The sequence below is a fragment of the Luteibacter sp. W1I16 genome (assembly GCF_050434905.1).
Lineage (GTDB): Bacteria > Pseudomonadota > Gammaproteobacteria > Xanthomonadales > Rhodanobacteraceae > Luteibacter.
The window spans coordinates 2477501-2496739 of the sequence record NZ_JBNDJJ010000001.1 but is presented as its reverse complement, the minus strand read 5'-3'; the positions used below and the strand labels follow the sequence as shown (position 1 = coordinate 2496739).

The following is a 19239-nucleotide window of genomic DNA, read 5'->3' as shown; positions in this document are numbered from 1 at the left end:
CGCCCAGAATCGTCGATGCCGAACATAGGCGTACGCCGACCACCGTGTCAACAAATTATTTACACGGTGTCGGCAGTTTTTCTAACGCTATATCGGCCGGCCTGAGGGGTACAAATCTCAGGAAAACGGGGATTTTTGCTTACAGTTGAAACAGTTCCGTTAAAAAAGCGCCCTCGACCGGGAAGGGTGGAGGGCAAATCTGGAGAGACGCTTTAACTTGCCGTGGAGGCGGTGTCCCACCCCCACGGCCTTTCTTCTTGTAGCTGTTTCTTACGGTCAGGCCCCTATCAGAAGTCGTAGCTGATACCGAAGCGGGCGTAACGCGGGGTGGTCTGGTAGAGCGGGATGTCGTAGCGCGGGTTCGGCTTGGCTTCGCTGCCGTGGATCGGATAAATCTGCGTTTCCTTACGCTGATTGAGCAGATTGAACACGGTGACATTGAAGGCGAGCTTCTTGTCGGCCCACTCCGGACGATATTCGACGCTGCCCGTGACGATGTAGGTCCACGGATTGTGGCCTGCCTCACCCGGGGGCGACGGGCGACCGTCGCACCAGTGGTAGTACGAGCCGTAACCGAGGTTCGGGTTCGTCTCGTCCGGGCCGTAGAAGCCCAGGCAGCTCTTCGGTGCGCCCGAGGCGATGCCGATGTTGCCCGAGACCAGCCATTCCGGCGCCAGCTGATACGAACCGTAGATCTTGAGGTTGTGCTTGCGGCTGTTCGCGAGCTCGCCGTTCGCGTACTGCATGACCTCCGCGTAATCCCAGTCGACCGTCGCCGAGACGTTGTCCTGGCGGATGTCCGAACGGACCTGGCCTTCCGAGTTGCCGTAGCTCTTCGAGTAGACGTAGTCGAAGCGAACCTGGTACTTGCCGTCCCACGCGTGATCCAGGTACAGCTCGAGGCCGTAGTAGTTACGCTTGGAGTGCGGGAAGCCGAAGTCCTCGTTGTTCATGTTGACGCTGTAGTAGCCGCCGCTGGTGTTCGGGATCAGGAACGTGTTGGCGCGGCCCGGGTTGAACAGGTAGCTGCCCTGGATGTCGCCGATGGTGTCCGGGTCGATACCCGAGCGCTCCATCTTGCGCAGGATCGCACCGCTGTCGCCAACGTCATCGATCGCGTTGCGCAGCTTGCGCACCGTGGCCTTCGCACCGTACGTCCACTTGTCCGTCAGGGCCGCATCGAAACCGAGGATGAACTCGTCCTGGTACTCCGACTTGATGTCGGTCGCGGCGGCGGTCTTCGGGTCGCGCGGAATGCCGTACTCGCTGTTGGCGGAGATCGGGCCACCGGTGCTGCTGAAGATCGGCGTCAGGCCGGTCGGAATACCGTTGCTATCGATACCCGTGTAGTTGAAGTACTCGCGGGTGTAGAGCGAGGCACCGGCCGAACGCAGCGCGACGGTCGCCGGCAGCGCGAGGTAATAACGGCCCGCGTTGGCGTAGATCTTCAGGCTGGAATCGCCGTTGACGTCCCAGGTGGCACCCAGGCGCGGAGCCCACTGCGGAGTGGTCAGCTTCAGGTAAGGCACGCCGTCCTGGTTGTAGTTGGTGAACTGGTCGTTGCGCAGACCCAGCTTCACCATCCAGCGATCGCTGACTTGCCAGGTGTCTTCGATGTACTGCGCGCGCTGCGTGGTACGAACCGACGACGCCGTGCGGTAGACGTACCGTGCGACGTAGTAACCACGGCCACCCGGCGGGGCGACATAAGCGGCATCGGTCGGCGAGGTGCCGATGATGGGCGTGCCGGCGGTGGTGTTCCAGTATTCCCAGGCGTAACCCGGGCCGGTGGTGGAGTCACCATCGTCCTTGTCGAGCACCTTCTGGTTATCGATACCGGCGACGAGCATGTGGTCGCCGATGTGATAGCTCAGGTCGACGCGGAAGTTCGTGTTGGTCGACTTGTGCTTCGGGTCGGCCGTGGTCGCGGCAGGATTCGCATTGGTGATGTTGCTGCCAATGAGCGGATCCTGCTGGTTGGCCTGGAGGATCGAGGGCAACGACTGGTCACCGCCGCTCGCGGTGTAATACGTGCCCTTCATCTTGCCGTAGAGCGCGGTCAGGGTCAGGTCGTCGGTGATGTAACTGGTGAACTTGGCGGTGTACAGATCCGCACCCGACTTGTTCAGCGGCGCGCCAGCCGTATCCTTGCCAACGTAGTCGCCCTTGGTCTTGTCGGCGTAGTTGTACTCGAAGATCGACGCGTCGTAATCCTGCTTGTTCGACGCACCGGTGACTTCGAGGATGTTGCTGTCGGTGATGTTCCAGTCGACCTTGCCGTAGAACTTCGGATTACGGTACGACTGCTTATAGACGAATGGCGCGGCCGAGCTCGTCTTCTGCTCACCTTCGCGACGCTCCTGTTCGGCGGCGAGGAAGATGAAGAGGGTGTCCTTGATCAGCGGACCACCGGCGTACGCCGAGTACGTCGTGCGCCACAGCTTGTCGCTGCGGTTGTCGTCATACAGCTTGCCGGCGTTCGGGCCGACCTGGCTGTAGAAGTTCATCGGGTTGGCCTTGGTGCCGTTCGGCTCCCACAGGACCTGCGCACCGAAGTGCCAATCGTTCGTGCCGCGCTTGCCGACCTGGCTGATCACGCCGCCCGACGAACGGCCGTAGGCCGCGCCGTAACCACCGGCGAGAATTTCCTGCTGGTCGATGGCACCGTACGGCAGGGTGATACCGCCGAAGCCGCTGAGCGGATCGGTTGTGTTGAAGCCGTTGATGTAGTACGCGTTCTCGGTCACGGCGCTGCCGGCGATCGAGACGAGGGGGTTACCGGTCGGGCCGACGAAGAACGAGCTACCCGCGACGGCGCCCGGCGCCAGCAGTGCGATCGCTTCGGCGGTGCGCGCCAGCGGCAGCTTGGAAAGCTGTTCGGAGGTGATGACGGTGCGCGAGTCGACGGCGCTGACGTCGATCGTGGGCAACGCGTTGGCCGAGACGGTCACGCCTTCGAGGCTGGAGGCCGTCGCAGCCGAAGCCGCGGCGCCAAAGCCCACTTCCGTACCGGCGCCGACACGCAGGGTCACGTCGGAGCGCGAATCGACGGCGGCACCGTCCTTGTTCAGCGTCACCTTGTAGTTGCCCAGCGGCAGCGAGCTGATCGAGTAGCGACCGGCCGCGTCAACGGGAACGGTGCGGGAAACGCCCGTTTCGTTGGTGGCGGTCACGGTCTGGCCAGCGCCTGCCGGCACCTGGCCGAAGATGGAGCCGGTGGTCGACTGGGCGAACGCGGCACCGGACACGGTGCCCAGGCCAATGGCGAGGGCCAGTGCGGTGCGACGGCCCAGCATGGCGGCGCGGTTGTGGCGCGAATTCATTGTGTATCTCCCCGATTGAAAATTCCGTCTCCGCAAGACACCTGCGAAAAGCGGCAAGCCGATCCCGGCCCGGCTAGCGCCAGGCTTCTGAGAGATCGGAGGCTGAAAAATCCCCTTTTAACAGCAGGATCCGCGAAAGGATCCCGCACCCCGAATCGCCACAATGCATGTGACGTGGAACACGTATACCGACGCTGTCATGCGTCCGCAATACGAAATTCTCACGGGATTTTTACAAGTCTAAGCAACTATTTACGTGGCAGGCGTAGAGGGTCGAGCAAAATACGCCGGACACACAGGTAGTTACGAATGTGACCATTGTCACTTGCACGAGTGGTGTGAATCTTGCCTAGGAATCATTCCTAGAAAAAAAGCCCTCGTCGGGGGACGAGGGCGATCTGGGGAGACGCTTTGTTATCACCTCTGGGCGGTTCCCTCCGCCCGAGGCTCTTGTTGTCGAGAAGTCTTCGCTAGCCGGTTAGAAGTCGTAGCGGGCCGTGAAGCGGACCGTGCGCGGATCGGTGAAGTTCAGTTCGCGGTCGTACAACGGGCTGACCGTCGAGCGCGACGACGCGTAACGCGGGTAGTACGCCGTCGGGGTCTGCTTGTTGAACACGTTCAGCACATCGACCTGGAAGGTGAGGTGCTTGTCCAGCCAGCTCGGGGTGTAAGCCGCATTGAGGTTCACGATGTACGTCCACGGCGTGTTGCCGTGCGAACCGCGCGGCGAACGCTCGTATCCCGGCTGGCCCGGCAGACCGCACCAGTAGTAGAACGCGCCGTTGTACAGGCCCGCATCCGGGGTCGGATAGAAGCTGGTGCAGTTCTTCGGGCGACCCGACGCGATGTTCAGGTTCGCGCCGAAGCGCAGGTCGTCGGTGAACTGGTAGTAGCCGAACGCCTTGATCTGGTGCGTACGGTTGTTGGGCAGCTTGCCGTTCGCGCCGACCATCAGCTGGGGCAGATCCCAGTCCTGCGTCACCGAGACGTCGGCCTGGCCGCCGTTACCCGTGTCGAGATCCGATGCCAGCTGGCCTTCCGTGTTGCCGTAGCTGCGCGACCAGGTGTAATCGATGCGGCCGTACCACTTGTCGGCGAAGGGATGCTCGATGTACAGGTCGAGGGCGTAGTACTTACGCTTCAGGTCAGGGAGCTGCAATGCGTCCTTCGAGTAATGCACGGCGACGAACGAACCGTCGTCCTGCTGCTGCAGGAACGTATTGCCGGTGCCCGGGTTGAACAGGAAGCAGGCGCCGCCGAGGGCCGGGGTGCAGGTGTCGTCGATCGCGCTGCGCAGCTGACGCCAGGTCAGCTTCGCGCCCCAGTTGAAGGTAGGCGTGATGGCCTGGTCGATACCGGCGATGTACTCGTCCTGGTAGTGCGATTTCAGGCCCTTGGCCGCCACGGTACGCGGGTCGGGGGCGACGCCGCACTCGAGGTTGGCCGAGACGGCGTTGCTGCCGCCGCAGGTATAGCCAGGGCTCTGATCGACAGGCACGGAAACCAGGCCGGTCGGTGCGCCCGTGGTCGGATCCACGCCGGTGTAGGTGAAGTATTCCGACGTACCCAGGGAACCGGAAGCGGCGCGGACGGCGACGTTGTTCGGCATGGCCAGATGGTAGCGGCCAGCGTTGGCGTAAACCTTCAACGTGGAGTCGCCGAAGACGTCCCACGACACGCCCAGGCGCGGCGCGAGCTGGTGGCGCTGCTTGGCATAGACCTTGTCGGCGCCGTTGTAGTTCTTGAACTGCTCGTTGCGCAGGCCCGCGTAGATCAGCCAGCGGTCGGTGAGCTGCCAGTGGTCTTCGAGGTACTGCGATTCCTGGACCGTCTTCACCTTGGCGACGGCGGTCTGGTAGTTGCGATTGACGTAATAACCCTGGGTGCCGAGGCCGCCCGCGGCGCTGGGCGCACCCACGCCGTGTCCTTCGTCGATCGGCTCGTCCGGATCGTTCTGGACGTTGTAGTTCCAGCTGTAGCCGCCCGGCAGGGCCGTACCCGTCGCCGACTTGGCTTCCTGGTGATCCGCGCCGAACTTGATGTCGTGATCGCCCAGGCGGTACTCGAGATCGAGGCGCCAGCCGTTGGTCTTGTCGTTGGAGCCCGGCACACGCACCAGTGCCGAGGTGCTCTGGCAGGTCGTGTAGTTGAGGCCCGGGGCGGCGGCGTTGTTGGCAACGGTGACGAGCGGGCATGCCGGGTTGTAGTTGTACGGCTGTTGCACGTGATTGGTCTTCTGCGTGCCGTACAAAGCCGACACGGTGAAGTTGTCGGTGATGTAACCGGTGTACTTGCCGATGTACAGGTCGCCGCCGTCCTTCGTGTACACGCCGCCGTTCTGCGTCTCACCATGGGTCTGGGTGGCGTAATTGAAGCCGTAGGTCCGCGAGGTGTATTCGGTCTTGTCCGAAACGCCGGTCAGTTCAAGATGGTGGTCGTCGGTGATGTTCCAGTCGACCTTCGCGACCCAACGCGGGATCTTGTAGTCGTAGTCGTTCCAGCCCGTCCTGCCCGCCGAGACCGAGGTGATCGCACCAGCGGTCGGATTGGCGGCGATGCCGGTGCCTTCGCGGCGGTTCATTTCGGCGTCGATGTAGAAGAACAATTTGTCCTTGATCAGCGGACCGCTGGCATAGGCACCGATCGTCGAGCGCCAGAACTGGTTTCCTTTGTAGTACTGATAGAGCGTGCCGTCCGTGCGCGGGTAGAAGCCGGTGTTCGCGTACTTGGCGTTACGCTGCGATGCACGCGTGCCCGAGGGCTCCCATATGGTGTAGACGCCGCCGTGCCATTCATTGGTACCGCGCTTGGTCACGATGTTGATGACGCCACCGGTCGAACGACCGAATTCCGCACCGTAGCCACCGGTCAGCACCTGCTGCTGGTCGATCGCGTCGAACGGCAACTGGGTGAGGCCGATCGAGGTCAGCGGATTGGTGACGGCGTAACCATTGATGAAGTAAGCGTTCTCGGACGACGCGGAGCCGCCGAAGCTGGGCACCGGGTTACCGAGTGCGTCCTTGTAGCTGGAGTTGCCGATGACGCCCGGTGCGAGCAGTGCGGCGGCCAGGACGTCGCGGGTGATCGGCAGCTTGTTGAGCTGCTCCGCGGTAAGCACGGTGCGCGTATCGACGGACGAAACGTCGATGGTCGGCATGGCCGTGGCGGATACCGACACGCCTTCGAGCGTGCTGGCTTCGGTGGCCGAGGCCGTCGAACCGAAGGACACGTCGGAGCCGCCCGCGATGGTCACAGTGACGTTGTCACGCGTGCTGACGACGGCGCCGTTGTTCTCGAGGGTGACCTTGTAAGTGCCCGGCGGCAGCGAACTGAAGCGGTAGCGGCCGCTGGAGTCCACCGGCACGGTGCGCGAGAAGCCGGTTTCGGCACTGGACACCGTGATGGAAGTACCTTGCTGCGGGCTGACGGTGCCGAAGATCGAACCCGTCACATTGGACTGGGCCAGCACGGCACCGGAGACGGTGCACAGGCCGATGGCGGCGGCCAATGCGGTCCGGCGCCCGAACAGGGCCGCCCGGTAATTGCGTACATTCATTGAAATGCCTCTCCCCTGGAAAGTCGCAAATCGCATCTTCTTGCGATTCATGGCAAGCCGATCCCGTCCCGGCGGAGACCAGGTTTCGCGTCGATCGGCAGTGTTTTTCCCCTGCTGCGGCCCGTGTTTTCAGGCACCTGCCGCATCCCCTCGCATCGCGGCACGCCCGATGCCTTGTCACGTATACGTAAACCATTGCGCTGTCGCAACACCTCGTTTCACGCAAAAATTACGTGCCGGGGCAGCCTTTCACGATCCAATGAAACGGGTACCGCAAAAACTTGCGTCCCGTCCGCCACTTACAGGGATCACAACCGTGACCTTTGGCCTATATGCGATTTTCGCCTAGGAATCATTCCTAGAGAAAACGGGTAATTACCTACCGCCATCGACCGCGTCGCCCAGGCCCTGCCCATCGAGGCAGTGAGAATCTACGGAAACTTCCGGCCTGAAAGGCTTTCGAAGGCTAGTCGCTGTACACCAAGCATCAGGTTCGCGCGTTGGTTGCGCGTAATCGCCGGGGGGCGGTCTTCTGAATCACGAGGTTTCAATCGCATGAACGACAATTCACGGGGATCCATCCTGGCCGACTCCGCCAATGTGGGGCTGGAAATCGGGCGCGTGGACACCGCGGTGCCTACGTCCTCGTTCGCCACACGCGTGCGTGCGGTCATCAAGATGTGCGGTAGCGTCAGTGAGATCGCCCGCCGCTGCGGCTTCTCGGAGGGCGTCGTGCGCAGTTGGCGCGACGGCAATACCGATCCTTCCCGTGGCCGTTGCGTGACGATGGCCAAGACGCTGGGCCTGTCGCTGGTCTGGCTCGCCGCCGGCGAAGGCCCGATGATGCTCGATGGTTCGGGCGACGATGCGGTCGCACGCACCGAGTCGACTGAATCCACCCGCGGCCGCGATGGCCGCGAGATCTCGGGGACCACTCCGGGCGTGCTGGACCCCTCGCGCCTCGCGGCGGCGATGAAACTGCTGCAGTCGGACATCGAGATGGCCGGCAGCCGCTTCTCTCCGGTGCGCCACGCCGACCTGGTCGCCGAGATGTACTCGATCCTCAGCCGTTCCGGTGAGCAGGATTACGCGGATCGCATGGTCGCTTTCAGGCGAACCGTGGTGTCCCGCATCCACGACGACAAGGGCGTCGCGGTCGCCTGATGCCGCGCCAGCGCGGTGGCGCGCGAGTTACCGCGCGCCACACGTCACCGCCGTGAACTCACAGTCGTGAGATATCGGCGATCGCTCCGAAGCTGGCCTTCAATTGCGCCAGCAACGCCAGGCGGTTCGCCCGCACGGCCGGATTTTCGGCATTGACCAGCACGTCGTCGAAGAAGCGATCCACCGGCACTTGCAGCGCCGCCAGCCGGGCCAGCGTGCCGGTGTAGTCACCGCTGGCCAACAAGCTGCGCGTGTCGGCACGGGCGGCGTCAAGCGCGGCATGCAACTCGCGCTCGGCATCGACCTCGAAATGGGCTGGATCGACCGTGCCCGGGATCGGCGCCGCGTTCGCTTCCTCCGCCTGCTTGCGCAGGATGTTGGCGACACGCTTGTTCGCCGCCGCGAGGCTCGTTGCCTCGGCGCGACGGGCGAATTCACCCACGGCGCGCAGGCGGCGGTCGAAATCGGGCAGCGTGGCCGGGGCCACGGCCAGCACGGCTTCGAACTGGTCGGCCGAATAGCCCTGGTCGGCGTAGTAGCCGCGCAGGCGATCGAGCACGAAAGCATGGACCTCGTCACCCAGTTCGCGGCGGCGGGCGCCGATGTCGACGGCCGGGGCCTTACCGTCCTTGCCCGGCTTCACGCCGGCGACCAGGGCTGCTTCCGGAACCAGTTCGAACGCCTCCGTCAGGGTGGCACGCAGGTCGATATCCAGACCGCCCTCGATCAGGGTGCGGGCGAGGCCGAGCGCGGCGCGGCGCAGGGCGAAGGGGTCCTTGTTGCCGCTGGGCTTCATGCCGACGGCAAAGATGCCTGCGAGCGTATCCAGGCGCTCGGCCACGGCGAGCACCTGGCCGACCTTGCCGGGGGCGATCGCGTCGCCACCGAAGCGTGGCTGGTAGAAGCTGTCGAGCGCATCGGCCACGTCGGCCGCGATGCCCTGGCGCGTGGCGTAGTAACGCCCCATCACGCCCTGAAGTTCGGGAAATTCGCCCACCATGCGCGTGAGCAGGTCGCACTTCGCCAGCGCGGCGGCATGGGTGGCCTGGCCGGCATCCACGCCCACGCGGTTGGCGATGATGCGCGCCAGTTCCGCGACGCGCACGGTCTTATCCCACAGGCTACCCAGCGACTGCTGGTAGGTGACGCTCTTCAGGCCTTCCTGATAATCGGCCAGCGGAGTCTTGAGATCTTCGTCCCAAAAGAACTTCGCGTCGGCGAAGCGCGGGCGGATCACGCGCTCGTAGCCCTTGCGGATCTCCGCGGGATCGCGGCTTTCGATATTGGCCACGCCGATGAAGTGTTCCGTGAGCCTGCCCTCGGCATCGAACACCGGAACGAATTTCTGGTTGGTCTCCATGGTGGTGACCAGCGCCTCGGGCGGCACGTCGAGGAACTCGCGCTCGAACGTGCACGCGATGGCCACCGGCCATTCGGTGAGGTTGGCGATTTCGTCGAGCAAGCCTTCGGACAGGCGCGGAATGCCACCGGTCGCGACCCGAGTCACCTCGTCACGCACTCGCTGGCGACGCGCGGCGGGATCGGCGATGACGTGCGCATGGCGTAACGCGTCGAGCCAGCTGTCGGCGTCCGCCACGTGCACGGGCTTGGGATGATGGAACCGGTGGCCGCTGCTGAGGCGGCCGCTCTTCAGGCCGAGGATCTCGCCGTCGACGATGTCCGCGCCGTGCAGCATCAGCAGGGTATGCACCGGGCGCACGAAGGTGTCTTCCCGATTGCCCCAGCGCATCGCCTTGGGAATCGGCAGCGCCTTGAGCGACTCGGCGACGATCTCGGGCAACAGGGCCGCCGTCGGCTGGCCGGGCTTCACCGCGCGGAAGACGAACCAGGCGCCCTTGTCGGTCTCGAGCTTTTCCAACGCGGCGACGTCGACACCGCAGGACTGGGCGAAGCCGACCAGCGCCTTGCTCGCGGCGCCGTCGGCACCGAGGCTGGCGGCCACGGCGGGACCGCGGCGTTCCACGTTCTGCTCGGGCTGGGCGACAGCGACGTCCGCGATGTGCACGGCCAGACGGCGCGGCGATGCGTAGGTTTTTGCCGAAGCGTAATCGGCCGCAATGCCGCGCTTTTCCAGGCCTTCGACGACACCGCGTGCGAAGGCGCCGGCAAGATCGTCGAGCGCCTTCGGCGGCAGCTCCTCGGTGCCCAGCTCGATGACGAGGGGCAGTCGCTTATCGGCCATGGGCGGCCTCCTTGTCTTTCTTCAGGCCCGGAAAGCCGAGCTTCTCGCGCTGTGCCACGTAGGCCTCGGCCACACTGCGGGCCAGCGTGCGCACGCGCAGGATGTAGCGCTGGCGCTCGGTCACGCTGATGGCGCGTCGCGCGTCGAGCAGGTTGAACGCGTGGCTGGCCTTGCAGACCTGCTCGTACGCGGGCAACGGCAGGCCGGCGGCGATCAGCTTGCCGGCCTCGCCTTCGCACACGTCGAACCAGTGCAGCAGTTCGGCCACGTTGGCGTATTCGAAGTTATAGGTGCTCTGTTCCACCTCGTTCTGGTGGAACACGTCACCGTAGGTCACCACGCCGTGGGGCGCATGCGTCCAGACGATGTCGTAGATGCTGTCGACGTTCTGCAGGTACATCACCAGGCGCTCGAGGCCGTAGGTAATCTCACCCGTGACAGGGCGGCATTCCAGGCCACCTGCCTGCTGGAAGTAGGTGAACTGGGTCACCTCCATGCCGTTCAGCCAGACTTCCCAGCCGAGGCCCCAGGCACCCAGGGTAGGCGATTCCCAGTTGTCCTCGACGAAGCGCAGGTCGTGCACCAGGGGATCGATGCCCAGCGCTTTCAGCGAGCCGATGTAGCGTTCGAGGATGTCGTCCGGATTCGGCTTCAGCACCACCTGGTACTGGTAGTAGTGCTGCAGGCGGTTGGGGTTGTCTCCGTAGCGACCGTCCGTGGGGCGACGGCAGGGCTGCACGTAGGCGGCCGCCCAGGGCTCGGGTCCGAGCGCGCGGAGGAAGGTCGCGGGGTGAAAGGTACCCGCGCCGACCTCGGTGTCGAGCGGCTGGACCAGCACGCAGCCCTGGTCCGCCCAATAGCGGTTCAGGGTCTGGATCACGTCTTGGAAGGTGGGCGCGGACATGGTTCCCGAGTCCTTGAGAAAGCGGGCTAGTATAGCGGCGTAGGATTCACACAGGGTCGGACGCAATGGCAGTCAATCCGCAACCCGGCGCGCTGTTAGGCCGCCGAGGCCGGCTGGAACTGGACGAGGTGCTCGCCTCGCTCGTCGTCGACGGGTACCTCACCGGCGAGGACGCCAAGCGTGTCCGCATGAGTTCGCGCAGCGGCAAGTCGGCCATCGAACTGCACCCCCTGGTCCTGGTCGCCAACAGCAAGCTGGAGAACCGCCGGGAGGCGGGCCGTCCGCTCAGCCTGGAAACCCTGATGGAATGGCTGGCCGGCAAGGCCAGCCTGCCCTACCTCAAGATCGACCCCATGAAGGTCAACGTGGCGCAGGTCACCCAGGTGGTAAGCAGCGCCTACGCGCAGCGCCACCGCATCCTTCCCGTGGCGGCATCCTCCCTGGAAGTCACCTTCGCCACGGCCGAGCCCTTCGACATGGCCTGGGCTAACGATCTGGCCCAGATGCTCCGTCGCGACGTCCGCCGGGTGGTGTCGAACCCGATCGACATCAACCGCTACCTGCTCGAGTTCTACGGCGTGCAGCGGTCGATCCAGCTCGCCCAGGACAAGGGCGGTGGCGAACCCAACAAGATCATCAACTTCGAACAGCTGGTCGAACTCGGCAAGGCCGGCGAGGTCGGTGCGGACGATCGCCACGTCGTGCACATCGTCGACTGGCTTCTGCAATACGCGTTCGAGCAACGCGCCTCGGACATCCATCTCGAGCCACGGCGCGATGCCGGGCAGATGCGCTTCCGTATCGACGGCGTGATGCAGAAGGTGTTCGAGCTGCCCCCGCCGGTAATGACCGCCGTGACCGCGCGCGTGAAGATCCTCTCGCGCATGGACGTGGCCGAGAAACGCCGACCGCAGGACGGCCGCATCAAGACACGTTCCGCAGGCGGGCGCGAAGTCGAACTGCGCATCTCCACCATGCCGACCGCCTTCGGAGAGAAGGTCGTGATGCGTATCTTCGACCCGGACCTGGTGATGAAGGATTTCGCACAGCTCGGATTTTCGGCCGAGGAGGACCGCATCTGGCGAGGCATGGTGGAGCGTCCGCACGGCATCGTGCTGGTGACCGGGCCCACCGGGTCGGGCAAGACCACGACGCTCTATTCGACGCTGAAGCACCTCGCGCGGCCGGAACTCAACGTCTGCACGGTAGAAGATCCCATCGAAATGGTCTCGCCCGAACTCAACCAGATGCAAGTACAACCCGGGATCGACCTGGATTTCGCGGCCGGCGTACGCACGCTGCTGCGCCAGGATCCGGACATCATCATGATCGGTGAGATCCGCGATCTCGAAACCGCGCAGATGGCGGTGCAGGCGTCGTTGACAGGCCATCTGGTGCTGTCGACCCTGCATACCAACGACTCGCCCAGCGCCGTGACCCGCCTGCTCGACCTCGGCGTGCCGCACTACCTCATCCAGTCCACGCTGACGGGCGTCGTCGCGCAGCGATTGGTGCGTACGCTTTGCCCGCACTGCAAGGCGGCAGGTACGCAGGACCCCGATGCGTGGGCGGTGCTCACCCATGGTTGGGACGTGCCCGTGCCGGAACGCGTGTTCGAGCCGGTCGGTTGCCTCGAATGCCGCAAGACGGGCTTTCTCGGCCGCACCGGCGTCTACGAAATGATGCCGGTCTCGGCACGGCTGCGTTCGATCATGTCGTCCGAGCTCGACCTCGGAAAGTTCGGCGACGCGGCCTTGCGTGAAGGCATGAAACCGCTGCGCATCTCGGCCGCCATGCAGGTGGCGGCGGGACTCACCACCGTACGGGAAGTACTCAACGTGCTTCCACCCACTGATATCGACGACAGCACCCAGCCATGAAGCCCGTTCTCATCGTTCGTACCGGGCGCGCGCCCGACACCATCAGTGCCCGCCATGGCGACTTCCCGCGCTGGTTCCGCCTCGGCTTGCGTCTTCGCGACGCACACGTTCGCGTGATCGATGTCGAACACGGGGATCCCCTGCCCGACGTGGAGGAATGCGCGGGCGCGGTGATCACCGGCTCCGCCTCGATGGTGACGGAAAAGCTGCCGTGGAGTGAGCGCACGGCCGCATGGATCCGCAACGCGATGGACGTCGACCTGCCCATGCTGGGCGTGTGCTACGGGCACCAGTTGATGTCGCACGCGCTGGGCGGCCGGGTCGATTACCTTCCAGGCGGCCGTGAGATGGGTACGTTGCGCATCGTGACCCAGGGCGACGTCGCCAGCGATGCCCTTGGCGCGGGTCTGCCGGCAGAGTTCCATGCCCATGCGACGCACGAGCAGAGCGTCATGGAACTGCCCCGCGGCGCAGTGTCGTTGGCGCGTTCCGACCGCGACCCTCATCACCTGGTCCGGTACGGCAAGTACGCGATCAGCACGCAATTCCATCCGGAATTCTCCGCCGAAGTGATGCGCGCCTACATCCGCCGCAAGCACGACGTGCTGCACGAAGAAGGGCACGCACCGGATGCATTGCTCGCCGCTGTCGTGCCTACGCCCGACGCGACGATGCTGCTGCGCCACTTCGTTCGTAAGCACCTGCTCGCGTCGCGCGAGATGTCAGCCGCGTAGACGGCGGGCGATGGCACCGCGCGAGAAGAGCGCGAACACGATGCCGAACAGGAAGCCGCCGATGTGGGTCCACCACACGACGGCGCCATAACTCGCGCCCGCATAGCTGAAAAGCAACTGCACGAGGGCCCAGATGCCGATCAGCACGAACGCCGGCACGCGAACGAATTCGAGGTACAGGCCGAGCGGCAGCACCAGGCCGAGCTTCGCGCGTGGGAACAGCGTGACGTAGGCACCCACCACCGCGGATACCGCGCCGCTGCAACCAATGATCGCCACGCGCACACCCGTGAGTGAAATCGCGCCGATGAGGTTGGCCACGACACCGCCGAGCAGGAACAGCAACAAGAACCGCGGCGAACCAAGGCTGCGTTCGGCGGGCAAGCTGAAGATCACGAGAAAGAGCAGGTTGCTTAGCAGGTGCAGCCAGCCGCCGTGGATGAACATGGCGGTGAACAGGCGGAGCAGCGCGGGGTCGCTCACCTGCTCCCACAAGGGCAGGCCGGTGCCGAACAGGTGCGCCGGCACCGTGCCCCAATGCAGCATGATCGAGATACGTTCGGCCCGGCCGCTCAAGGCCAACGCGACGAAACTCACCACGCAGACGATGACGACGAGCATCGTCGCCCAGCACAAGCGGGAGCGCCGCCGCGTGTCTACCTGGACGAACATGCTCAGGGTACGCCGCGGGCGAGGTGCGGCCCGTCGGCTTCCAGCGACGACAGTGCGAACATGGTTTCCGGACCCACCACGCCGTCGGCCGCGATGCCGAAGCGCTGTTGCAAGGCGAGCACGCGGGATTCCACCGTACGGTCGAAAGTGCTCGGCGCAGTGGCGCTGCCGCTGGCCGTGGGATCGGGCGGGAGGCGGCTGAGCAACCAGGCCATCCCGTCACCGGCGGCGCCGCGGGCGAGCTTGGACGGCATCGCCGGGTCGACGCGGAAGACCGCGTAGAAGCGCCCGTCCCAGATCTTCTCGAAGGCTTCGCGCGTCAACTCGACGTACTTGCCACCAAGGTACAGGCGCACGGCTTCGTCCCCTGCGCCCACCAGCAGGACTTGCTGTTTCGCATCGGCCTCATCTAGCTCGAGGACAATGGGGCGGTCGAACCGCCGCAACTGATCGAGGGAACCGCGGCCGCTGACGCAGGCGAATCCAGGGAAGATCACGGCGTCGCAGTTCATCGCGTTGGCGACGGAGGTTTCCTTCGACGTCACCTGCCACCGGGCAAGAAGCTCGCCCCACACACGCACCTTGCCTGCCTCGACGGCCGGCAGCGCCTCGTGGAACTTGGCCAGCGCCTGCTCAGGCGTCACGGTCACCAGGTTCTTGGGTCGCGAGGGGCTGTGACCGGTGAGGAACCAGGTCGCCGCACCGCCCACGAAGAGGATGGCGAGCATCGTCCCGATCGCCAGGATCGGTTTGCGATAGCGCCGCAACCAGTAACGTGCGTGTTGCGGCAAAGCTTCGCGCACCACGAAGCCGAGGGCGCGTTCCCCGATGGACTGCTCGCCGCGCTCCGCCGCACGTTCCAGCGCACGATGGGCGAGCGTGTTAAGGCGCCGTGGATTACCTTTGCCGTCGTCGCGCAGGCTGCGCAGTCCGAGCCGGCTGAAGGGCATGCGGGACGTGCCTGCCACGTGCAGCCGGTGTCGCACGTAGCGTTCGCTTTCCTCCGCGTTGAGCGGGGCGACGGGGAGCCTGCTGCGAATATGCCCCGTCAGTTCAGGTGCGTCGGCTCCGGTGAAGCGCTCGCGAAGTGACGGTTCCCCGACAAGGACGACGTGAAATGGCGCTGCCGCCTTCTCGCACGCGTTGAACAGGCGGGCGACGATGGCGAGGTCGCCGTCGCTCAGCTCCTCCGCGTCGTCGAGGATGAGAAGGAAGCGATGGTTGACGTGGTGCGCGAGCCGCCCGAGGCCCGCGGCCAACCCATCGACGAGGTGCTCTTCGGTATTGGCTTCGGCGCTCAACGGCAACGGCAGGCCAAAACCGGCGTACAGGGAACGCAGCCAGGCGACGGTCTCCAGCGCGTAATCGCCGGCGCCGTGGTGCACCGCCCGCACTCCATGGTTGGGAGCGTCCGCCTCGATGAGCATGCACAGCAGCGTCTTGCCGACGCCGGGCTCGCCCGTCACCAGACTGACACTGGAGGTGCTCGAGCCCAACTCGTATTCGACATGCGCGAGGATCTCTCGCTCGCGCGTGAACAAACACGCAAACCGGAGGTCCGGTGCATCGCCGAACGGAGGCTCACGCAGCCCGAAAGTCTGTAGATACATGGGCCTAATGTAGCCGATCGGCCGTGATGGGTGGCATGACCCGATGGCTTCGGGAGTTGGTGAGCGACTGCCCGGTGTGAGCGGCTCGGGGGCGGGGTGGCCCTGGCTCGGGCGGGAATCGCTAGCTTCGGTGGGAGCCGCCTTAGCGGTGGTGGGAGCCGACCTCGCTTCGGTGGGAGCCGACCTTGTCGGCGATCCCGCGGCAGCGGGCCAGGTCACGGCCAGCACCCATCGCCGCTGAAGCGGCTTCCCACCGGGCAAAGAAAAAAAACCCGCCACGATTTCTCGTAGCGGGTTTTTAGGATAAAGCCCCTGGCGGTGACCTGTTGCGGGTCGCATGCGCTGCATGCAACAGCATTCTCCAGGCAAAAGAAAACCCGGTCTCAAATGAGACCGGGTTTCCGGGATAAAGCCCCTGGCGGTGACCTACTCTTGCATGGCTTGAGCCACACTACCATCGGCGCATGCGCGTTTCACTTCTGAGTTCGGGATGGGATCAGGTGGTACCACGCCGCTATAGCCGCCAGGGAAGGGGTGGGAGCAGCGCGTTAAGCGCCGGCTCCACAGAGGGTGTAAACGAGTGACAAGCGTCCGGGTTTAGTCGAACCGCGAGTAAGAGATAAGACGGTGAAGCGTCTTGGGGTTATATGGTCAAGCCTCACGGCTCATTAGTACGCGTAAGCTCAATGCATTGCTGCACTTCCACACCGCGCCTATCAACCACCTAGTCTTGATGGTGCCTTAAGGAGAGTCAAGCTCTCGGGAGATCTCATCTTGGGGCGTGCTTCCCGCTTAGATGCTTTCAGCGGTTATCACTTCCGTTCGTAGCTACCGGGCAATGCCATGGGCATGACAACCCGAACACCAGCGGAACGTCCACTCCGGTCCTCTCGTACTAGGAGCAGCCCCCCTCAAATCTCCAACGCCCACGACAGATAGGGACCGAACTGTCTCACGACGTTCTGAACCCAGCTCGCGTACCACTTTAAATGGCGAACAGCCATACCCTTGGGACCGGCTACAGCCCCAGGATGTGATGAGCCGACATCGAGGTGCCAAACACCGCCGTCGATATGAACTCTTGGGCGGTATCAGCCTGTTATCCCCGGAGTACCTTTTATCCGTTGAGCGATGGCCCTTCCATACAGAACCACCGGATCACTAAGACCTACTTTCGTACCTGCTTGATCCGTCGATCTCGCAGTCAAGCACGCTTATGCCTTTGCACACAGTGCGCGATGTCCGACCGCGCTGAGCGTACCTTCGTGCTCCTCCGTTACTCTTTGGGAGGAGACCGCCCCAGTCAAACTACCCACCATACACGGTCCCCGATCCGGATTACGGACCTAGGTTAGAACGTCAAGCACTTCAGGGTGGTATTTCAAGGATGGCTCCACCGAAACTAGCGTCTCGGTTTCATAGCCTCCCACCTATCCTACACAGAAGAACTCAACGTTCAGTGTAAAGCTATAGTAAAGGTTCACGGGGTCTTTCCGTCTTGCCGCGGGAACGCTGCATCTTCACAGCGATTTCAATTTCACTGAGTCTCGGGTGGAGACAGCGCCGCTGTCGTTACGCCATTCGTGCAGGTCGGAACTTACCCGACAAGGAATTTCGCTACCTTAGGACCGTTATAGTTACGGCCGCCGTTTACTGGGGCTTCGATCAAGAGCTTCGCCTTGCGGCTGACCCCATCAATTAACCTTCCAGCACCGGGCAGGCGTCACACCCTATACGTCCACTTTCGTGTTTGCAGAGTGCTGTGTTTTTGATAAACAGTCGCAGCGGCCAGGTTACTGCGACCCCTCGATGCTCAGTCACGCACGTGACCACACCAAGAGGCGCACCTTCTCCCGAAGTTACGGTGCCATTTTGCCTAGTTCCTTCACCCGAGTTCTCTCAAGCGCCTTGGGATTCTCACCCTGCCTACCAGTGTCGGTTTACGGTACGGTTTTTCTACAGCTGAAGCTTAGTGGCTTTTCCTGGAAGCGTGGTGTCAGTCACTTCGTCCTCATAGGACTCGTCTCGGTGCTCGGCATAAAGATTCCCGGATTTGCCTAAGAATCATGCCTACCGCCTTTCCCCAGGACAACCAACGCCTGGTAGACCTAACCTTCTCCGTCCCCACATCGCACTGTAGAAAAGTGCAGGAATATTAACCTGCTTCCCATCGACTACGCATTTCTGCCTCGCCTTAGGGGCCGACTCACCCTGCGCCGATGAACGTTGCGCGAGGAAACCTTGGGCTTTCGGCGGGGAGGCTTTTCACCCCCCTTATCGTTACTCATGTCAGCATTCGCACTTCCGATACCTCCAGCAAGCCTTACGACTCACCTTCACAGGCCTACGGAACGCTCCTCTACCGCGCACACCTCAAAAGGTGTGCACCCCGAGCTTCGGTGCATAGCTTAGCCCCGTTAAATCTTCCGCGCAGACCGACTCGACCAGTGAGCTATTACGCTTTCTTTAAAGGGTGGCTGCTTCTAAGCCAACCTCCTGGCTGTCTATGCCTTTCCACATCGTTTTCCACTTAGCTATGACTTTGGGACCTTAGCTGCGGGTCTGGGTTGTTTCCCTTTTCACGACGGACGTTAGCACCCGCCGTGTGTCTCCCGTGTATCACGTGTTGGTATTCGGAGTTTGCCATGGTTTGGTAAGTCTCAATGACCCCCTAGCCATAACAGTGCTCTACCCCCAACAGTGTTCGCACGAGGCGCTACCTAAATAGCTTTCGAGGAGAACCAGCTATCTCCGAGTTTGTTTAGCCTTTCACTCCGATCCTCAACTCATCCCCATCTATTGCAACAGATGTGGGTTCGGTCCTCCAGTGCGTGTTACCGCACCTTCAACCTGGTCAAGGATAGATCACTCGGTTTCGGGTCTACTGCCAGAGACTATTCGCCCTATTCAGACTCGGTTTCCCTTCGCCTCCCCTATACGGTTAAGCTTGCCACTGACAGTAAGTCGCTGACCCATTATACAAAAGGTACGCAGTCACCCTTGCGGGCTTCCACTGCTTGTACGTATACGGTTTCAGGGTCTATTTCACTCCCCTCTCCGGGGTTCTTTTCGCCTTTCCCTCACGGTACTAGTTCGCTATCGGTCAGTCAGGAGTATTTAGCCTTGGAGGATGGTCCCCCCATGTTCAGACAGGGTTTCACGTGCCCCGCCTTACTCAATTTCATGCCATGCA

The 19239-nt window shown here is 63.2% G+C and carries 9 protein-coding genes and 2 rRNA genes (1 of these 11 running past the window's edge); 3 read left to right on the top strand and 8 right to left on the bottom strand.

The genetic code is table 11. The features are described 5' to 3' along the window. Positions 1-287: 287 nt before the first annotated feature. A complete protein-coding gene (locus tag QFZ41_RS11010; protein WP_429198814.1) occupies positions 288-3323 on the bottom strand; it encodes a TonB-dependent receptor in 3036 nt (1011 codons plus the stop codon). A gap of 478 nt (positions 3324-3801) precedes the next feature. Further along, on the bottom strand, positions 3802-6879 hold the full coding sequence (locus tag QFZ41_RS11005) for a TonB-dependent receptor (RefSeq protein ID WP_429198813.1): 3078 nt from the start codon (positions 6877-6879) through the stop codon (positions 3802-3804). Between the two features lie 555 nt (positions 6880-7434). On the opposite strand from QFZ41_RS11005, the gene QFZ41_RS11000 reads away from it, so the two are divergent. Beyond that, positions 7435-8043: a helix-turn-helix domain-containing protein gene (locus QFZ41_RS11000; protein ID WP_429198812.1), complete on the top strand. Its 609-nt coding sequence runs from the start codon at positions 7435-7437 to the stop codon at positions 8041-8043. 58 nt (positions 8044-8101) lie between these two features. Here the strand turns inward: QFZ41_RS11000 and glyS are convergent, their stop codons facing one another. Next, positions 8102-10246 carry a glycine--tRNA ligase subunit beta gene (glyS, locus tag QFZ41_RS10995; protein ID WP_429198811.1) on the bottom strand — a complete coding sequence of 715 codons (2145 nt, stop codon included), beginning with the start codon at positions 10244-10246 and terminating at the stop codon, positions 8102-8104. Next, positions 10236-11150 (bottom strand): glycine--tRNA ligase subunit alpha, encoded by a 915-nt coding sequence (gene glyQ / locus QFZ41_RS10990; protein WP_429198810.1) that lies wholly within the window; start codon positions 11148-11150, stop codon positions 10236-10238. The genes glyS and glyQ overlap by 11 nt, the downstream gene beginning before the upstream one ends. Before the next feature lie 65 nt (positions 11151-11215). Between glyQ and QFZ41_RS10985 the strand changes: the two genes are divergently transcribed. After that, entirely contained in the window at positions 11216-13030 is a 1815-nt protein-coding gene (locus QFZ41_RS10985; RefSeq protein WP_429198809.1) for a GspE/PulE family protein, read from the top strand. After that, positions 13027-13764: a glutamine amidotransferase gene (locus tag QFZ41_RS10980; protein ID WP_429198808.1), complete on the top strand. Its 738-nt coding sequence runs from the start codon at positions 13027-13029 to the stop codon at positions 13762-13764. Before QFZ41_RS10985 ends, QFZ41_RS10980 begins: the two co-directional genes overlap by 4 nt. Here the strand turns inward: QFZ41_RS10980 and QFZ41_RS10975 are convergent. The 4 genes from QFZ41_RS10975 to QFZ41_RS10960 all read right to left on the bottom strand — a co-directional run. Further along, positions 13753-14436 (bottom strand): rhomboid family intramembrane serine protease, encoded by a 684-nt coding sequence (locus tag QFZ41_RS10975; protein ID WP_429198807.1) that lies wholly within the window; start codon positions 14434-14436, stop codon positions 13753-13755. The two genes, QFZ41_RS10980 and QFZ41_RS10975, sit on opposite strands and share 12 nt — an antisense overlap. A 2-nt stretch (positions 14437-14438) precedes the next feature. After that, on the bottom strand, positions 14439-16046 hold the full coding sequence (locus QFZ41_RS10970; RefSeq protein WP_429198806.1) for an AAA family ATPase: 1608 nt from the start codon (positions 16044-16046) through the stop codon (positions 14439-14441). Positions 16047-16459: 413 nt separating this feature from the next. After that, positions 16460-16574, bottom strand: a 5S ribosomal RNA gene (rrf, locus tag QFZ41_RS10965). 119 nt (positions 16575-16693) lie between these two features. Continuing rightward, positions 16694-19239 (bottom strand): 23S ribosomal RNA (locus QFZ41_RS10960); it runs 339 nt beyond the window's last position.

Coding starts and splice junctions, on each gene's coding strand:
- QFZ41_RS11010 (WP_429198814.1), bottom strand. CDS start 3,323: ATGAATTCGCGCCACAACCGCGCCGCCATGCTGGGCCGTCGCACCGCA.
- QFZ41_RS11005 (WP_429198813.1), bottom strand. CDS start 6,879: ATGAATGTACGCAATTACCGGGCGGCCCTGTTCGGGCGCCGGACCGCA.
- QFZ41_RS11000 (WP_429198812.1), top strand. CDS start 7,435: ATGAACGACAATTCACGGGGATCCATCCTGGCCGACTCCGCCAATGTG.
- glyS (WP_429198811.1), bottom strand. CDS start 10,246: ATGGCCGATAAGCGACTGCCCCTCGTCATCGAGCTGGGCACCGAGGAG.
- glyQ (WP_429198810.1), bottom strand. CDS start 11,150: ATGTCCGCGCCCACCTTCCAAGACGTGATCCAGACCCTGAACCGCTAT.
- QFZ41_RS10985 (WP_429198809.1), top strand. CDS start 11,216: ATGGCAGTCAATCCGCAACCCGGCGCGCTGTTAGGCCGCCGAGGCCGG.
- QFZ41_RS10980 (WP_429198808.1), top strand. CDS start 13,027: ATGAAGCCCGTTCTCATCGTTCGTACCGGGCGCGCGCCCGACACCATC.
- QFZ41_RS10975 (WP_429198807.1), bottom strand. CDS start 14,436: ATGTTCGTCCAGGTAGACACGCGGCGGCGCTCCCGCTTGTGCTGGGCG.
- QFZ41_RS10970 (WP_429198806.1), bottom strand. CDS start 16,046: ATGTATCTACAGACTTTCGGGCTGCGTGAGCCTCCGTTCGGCGATGCA.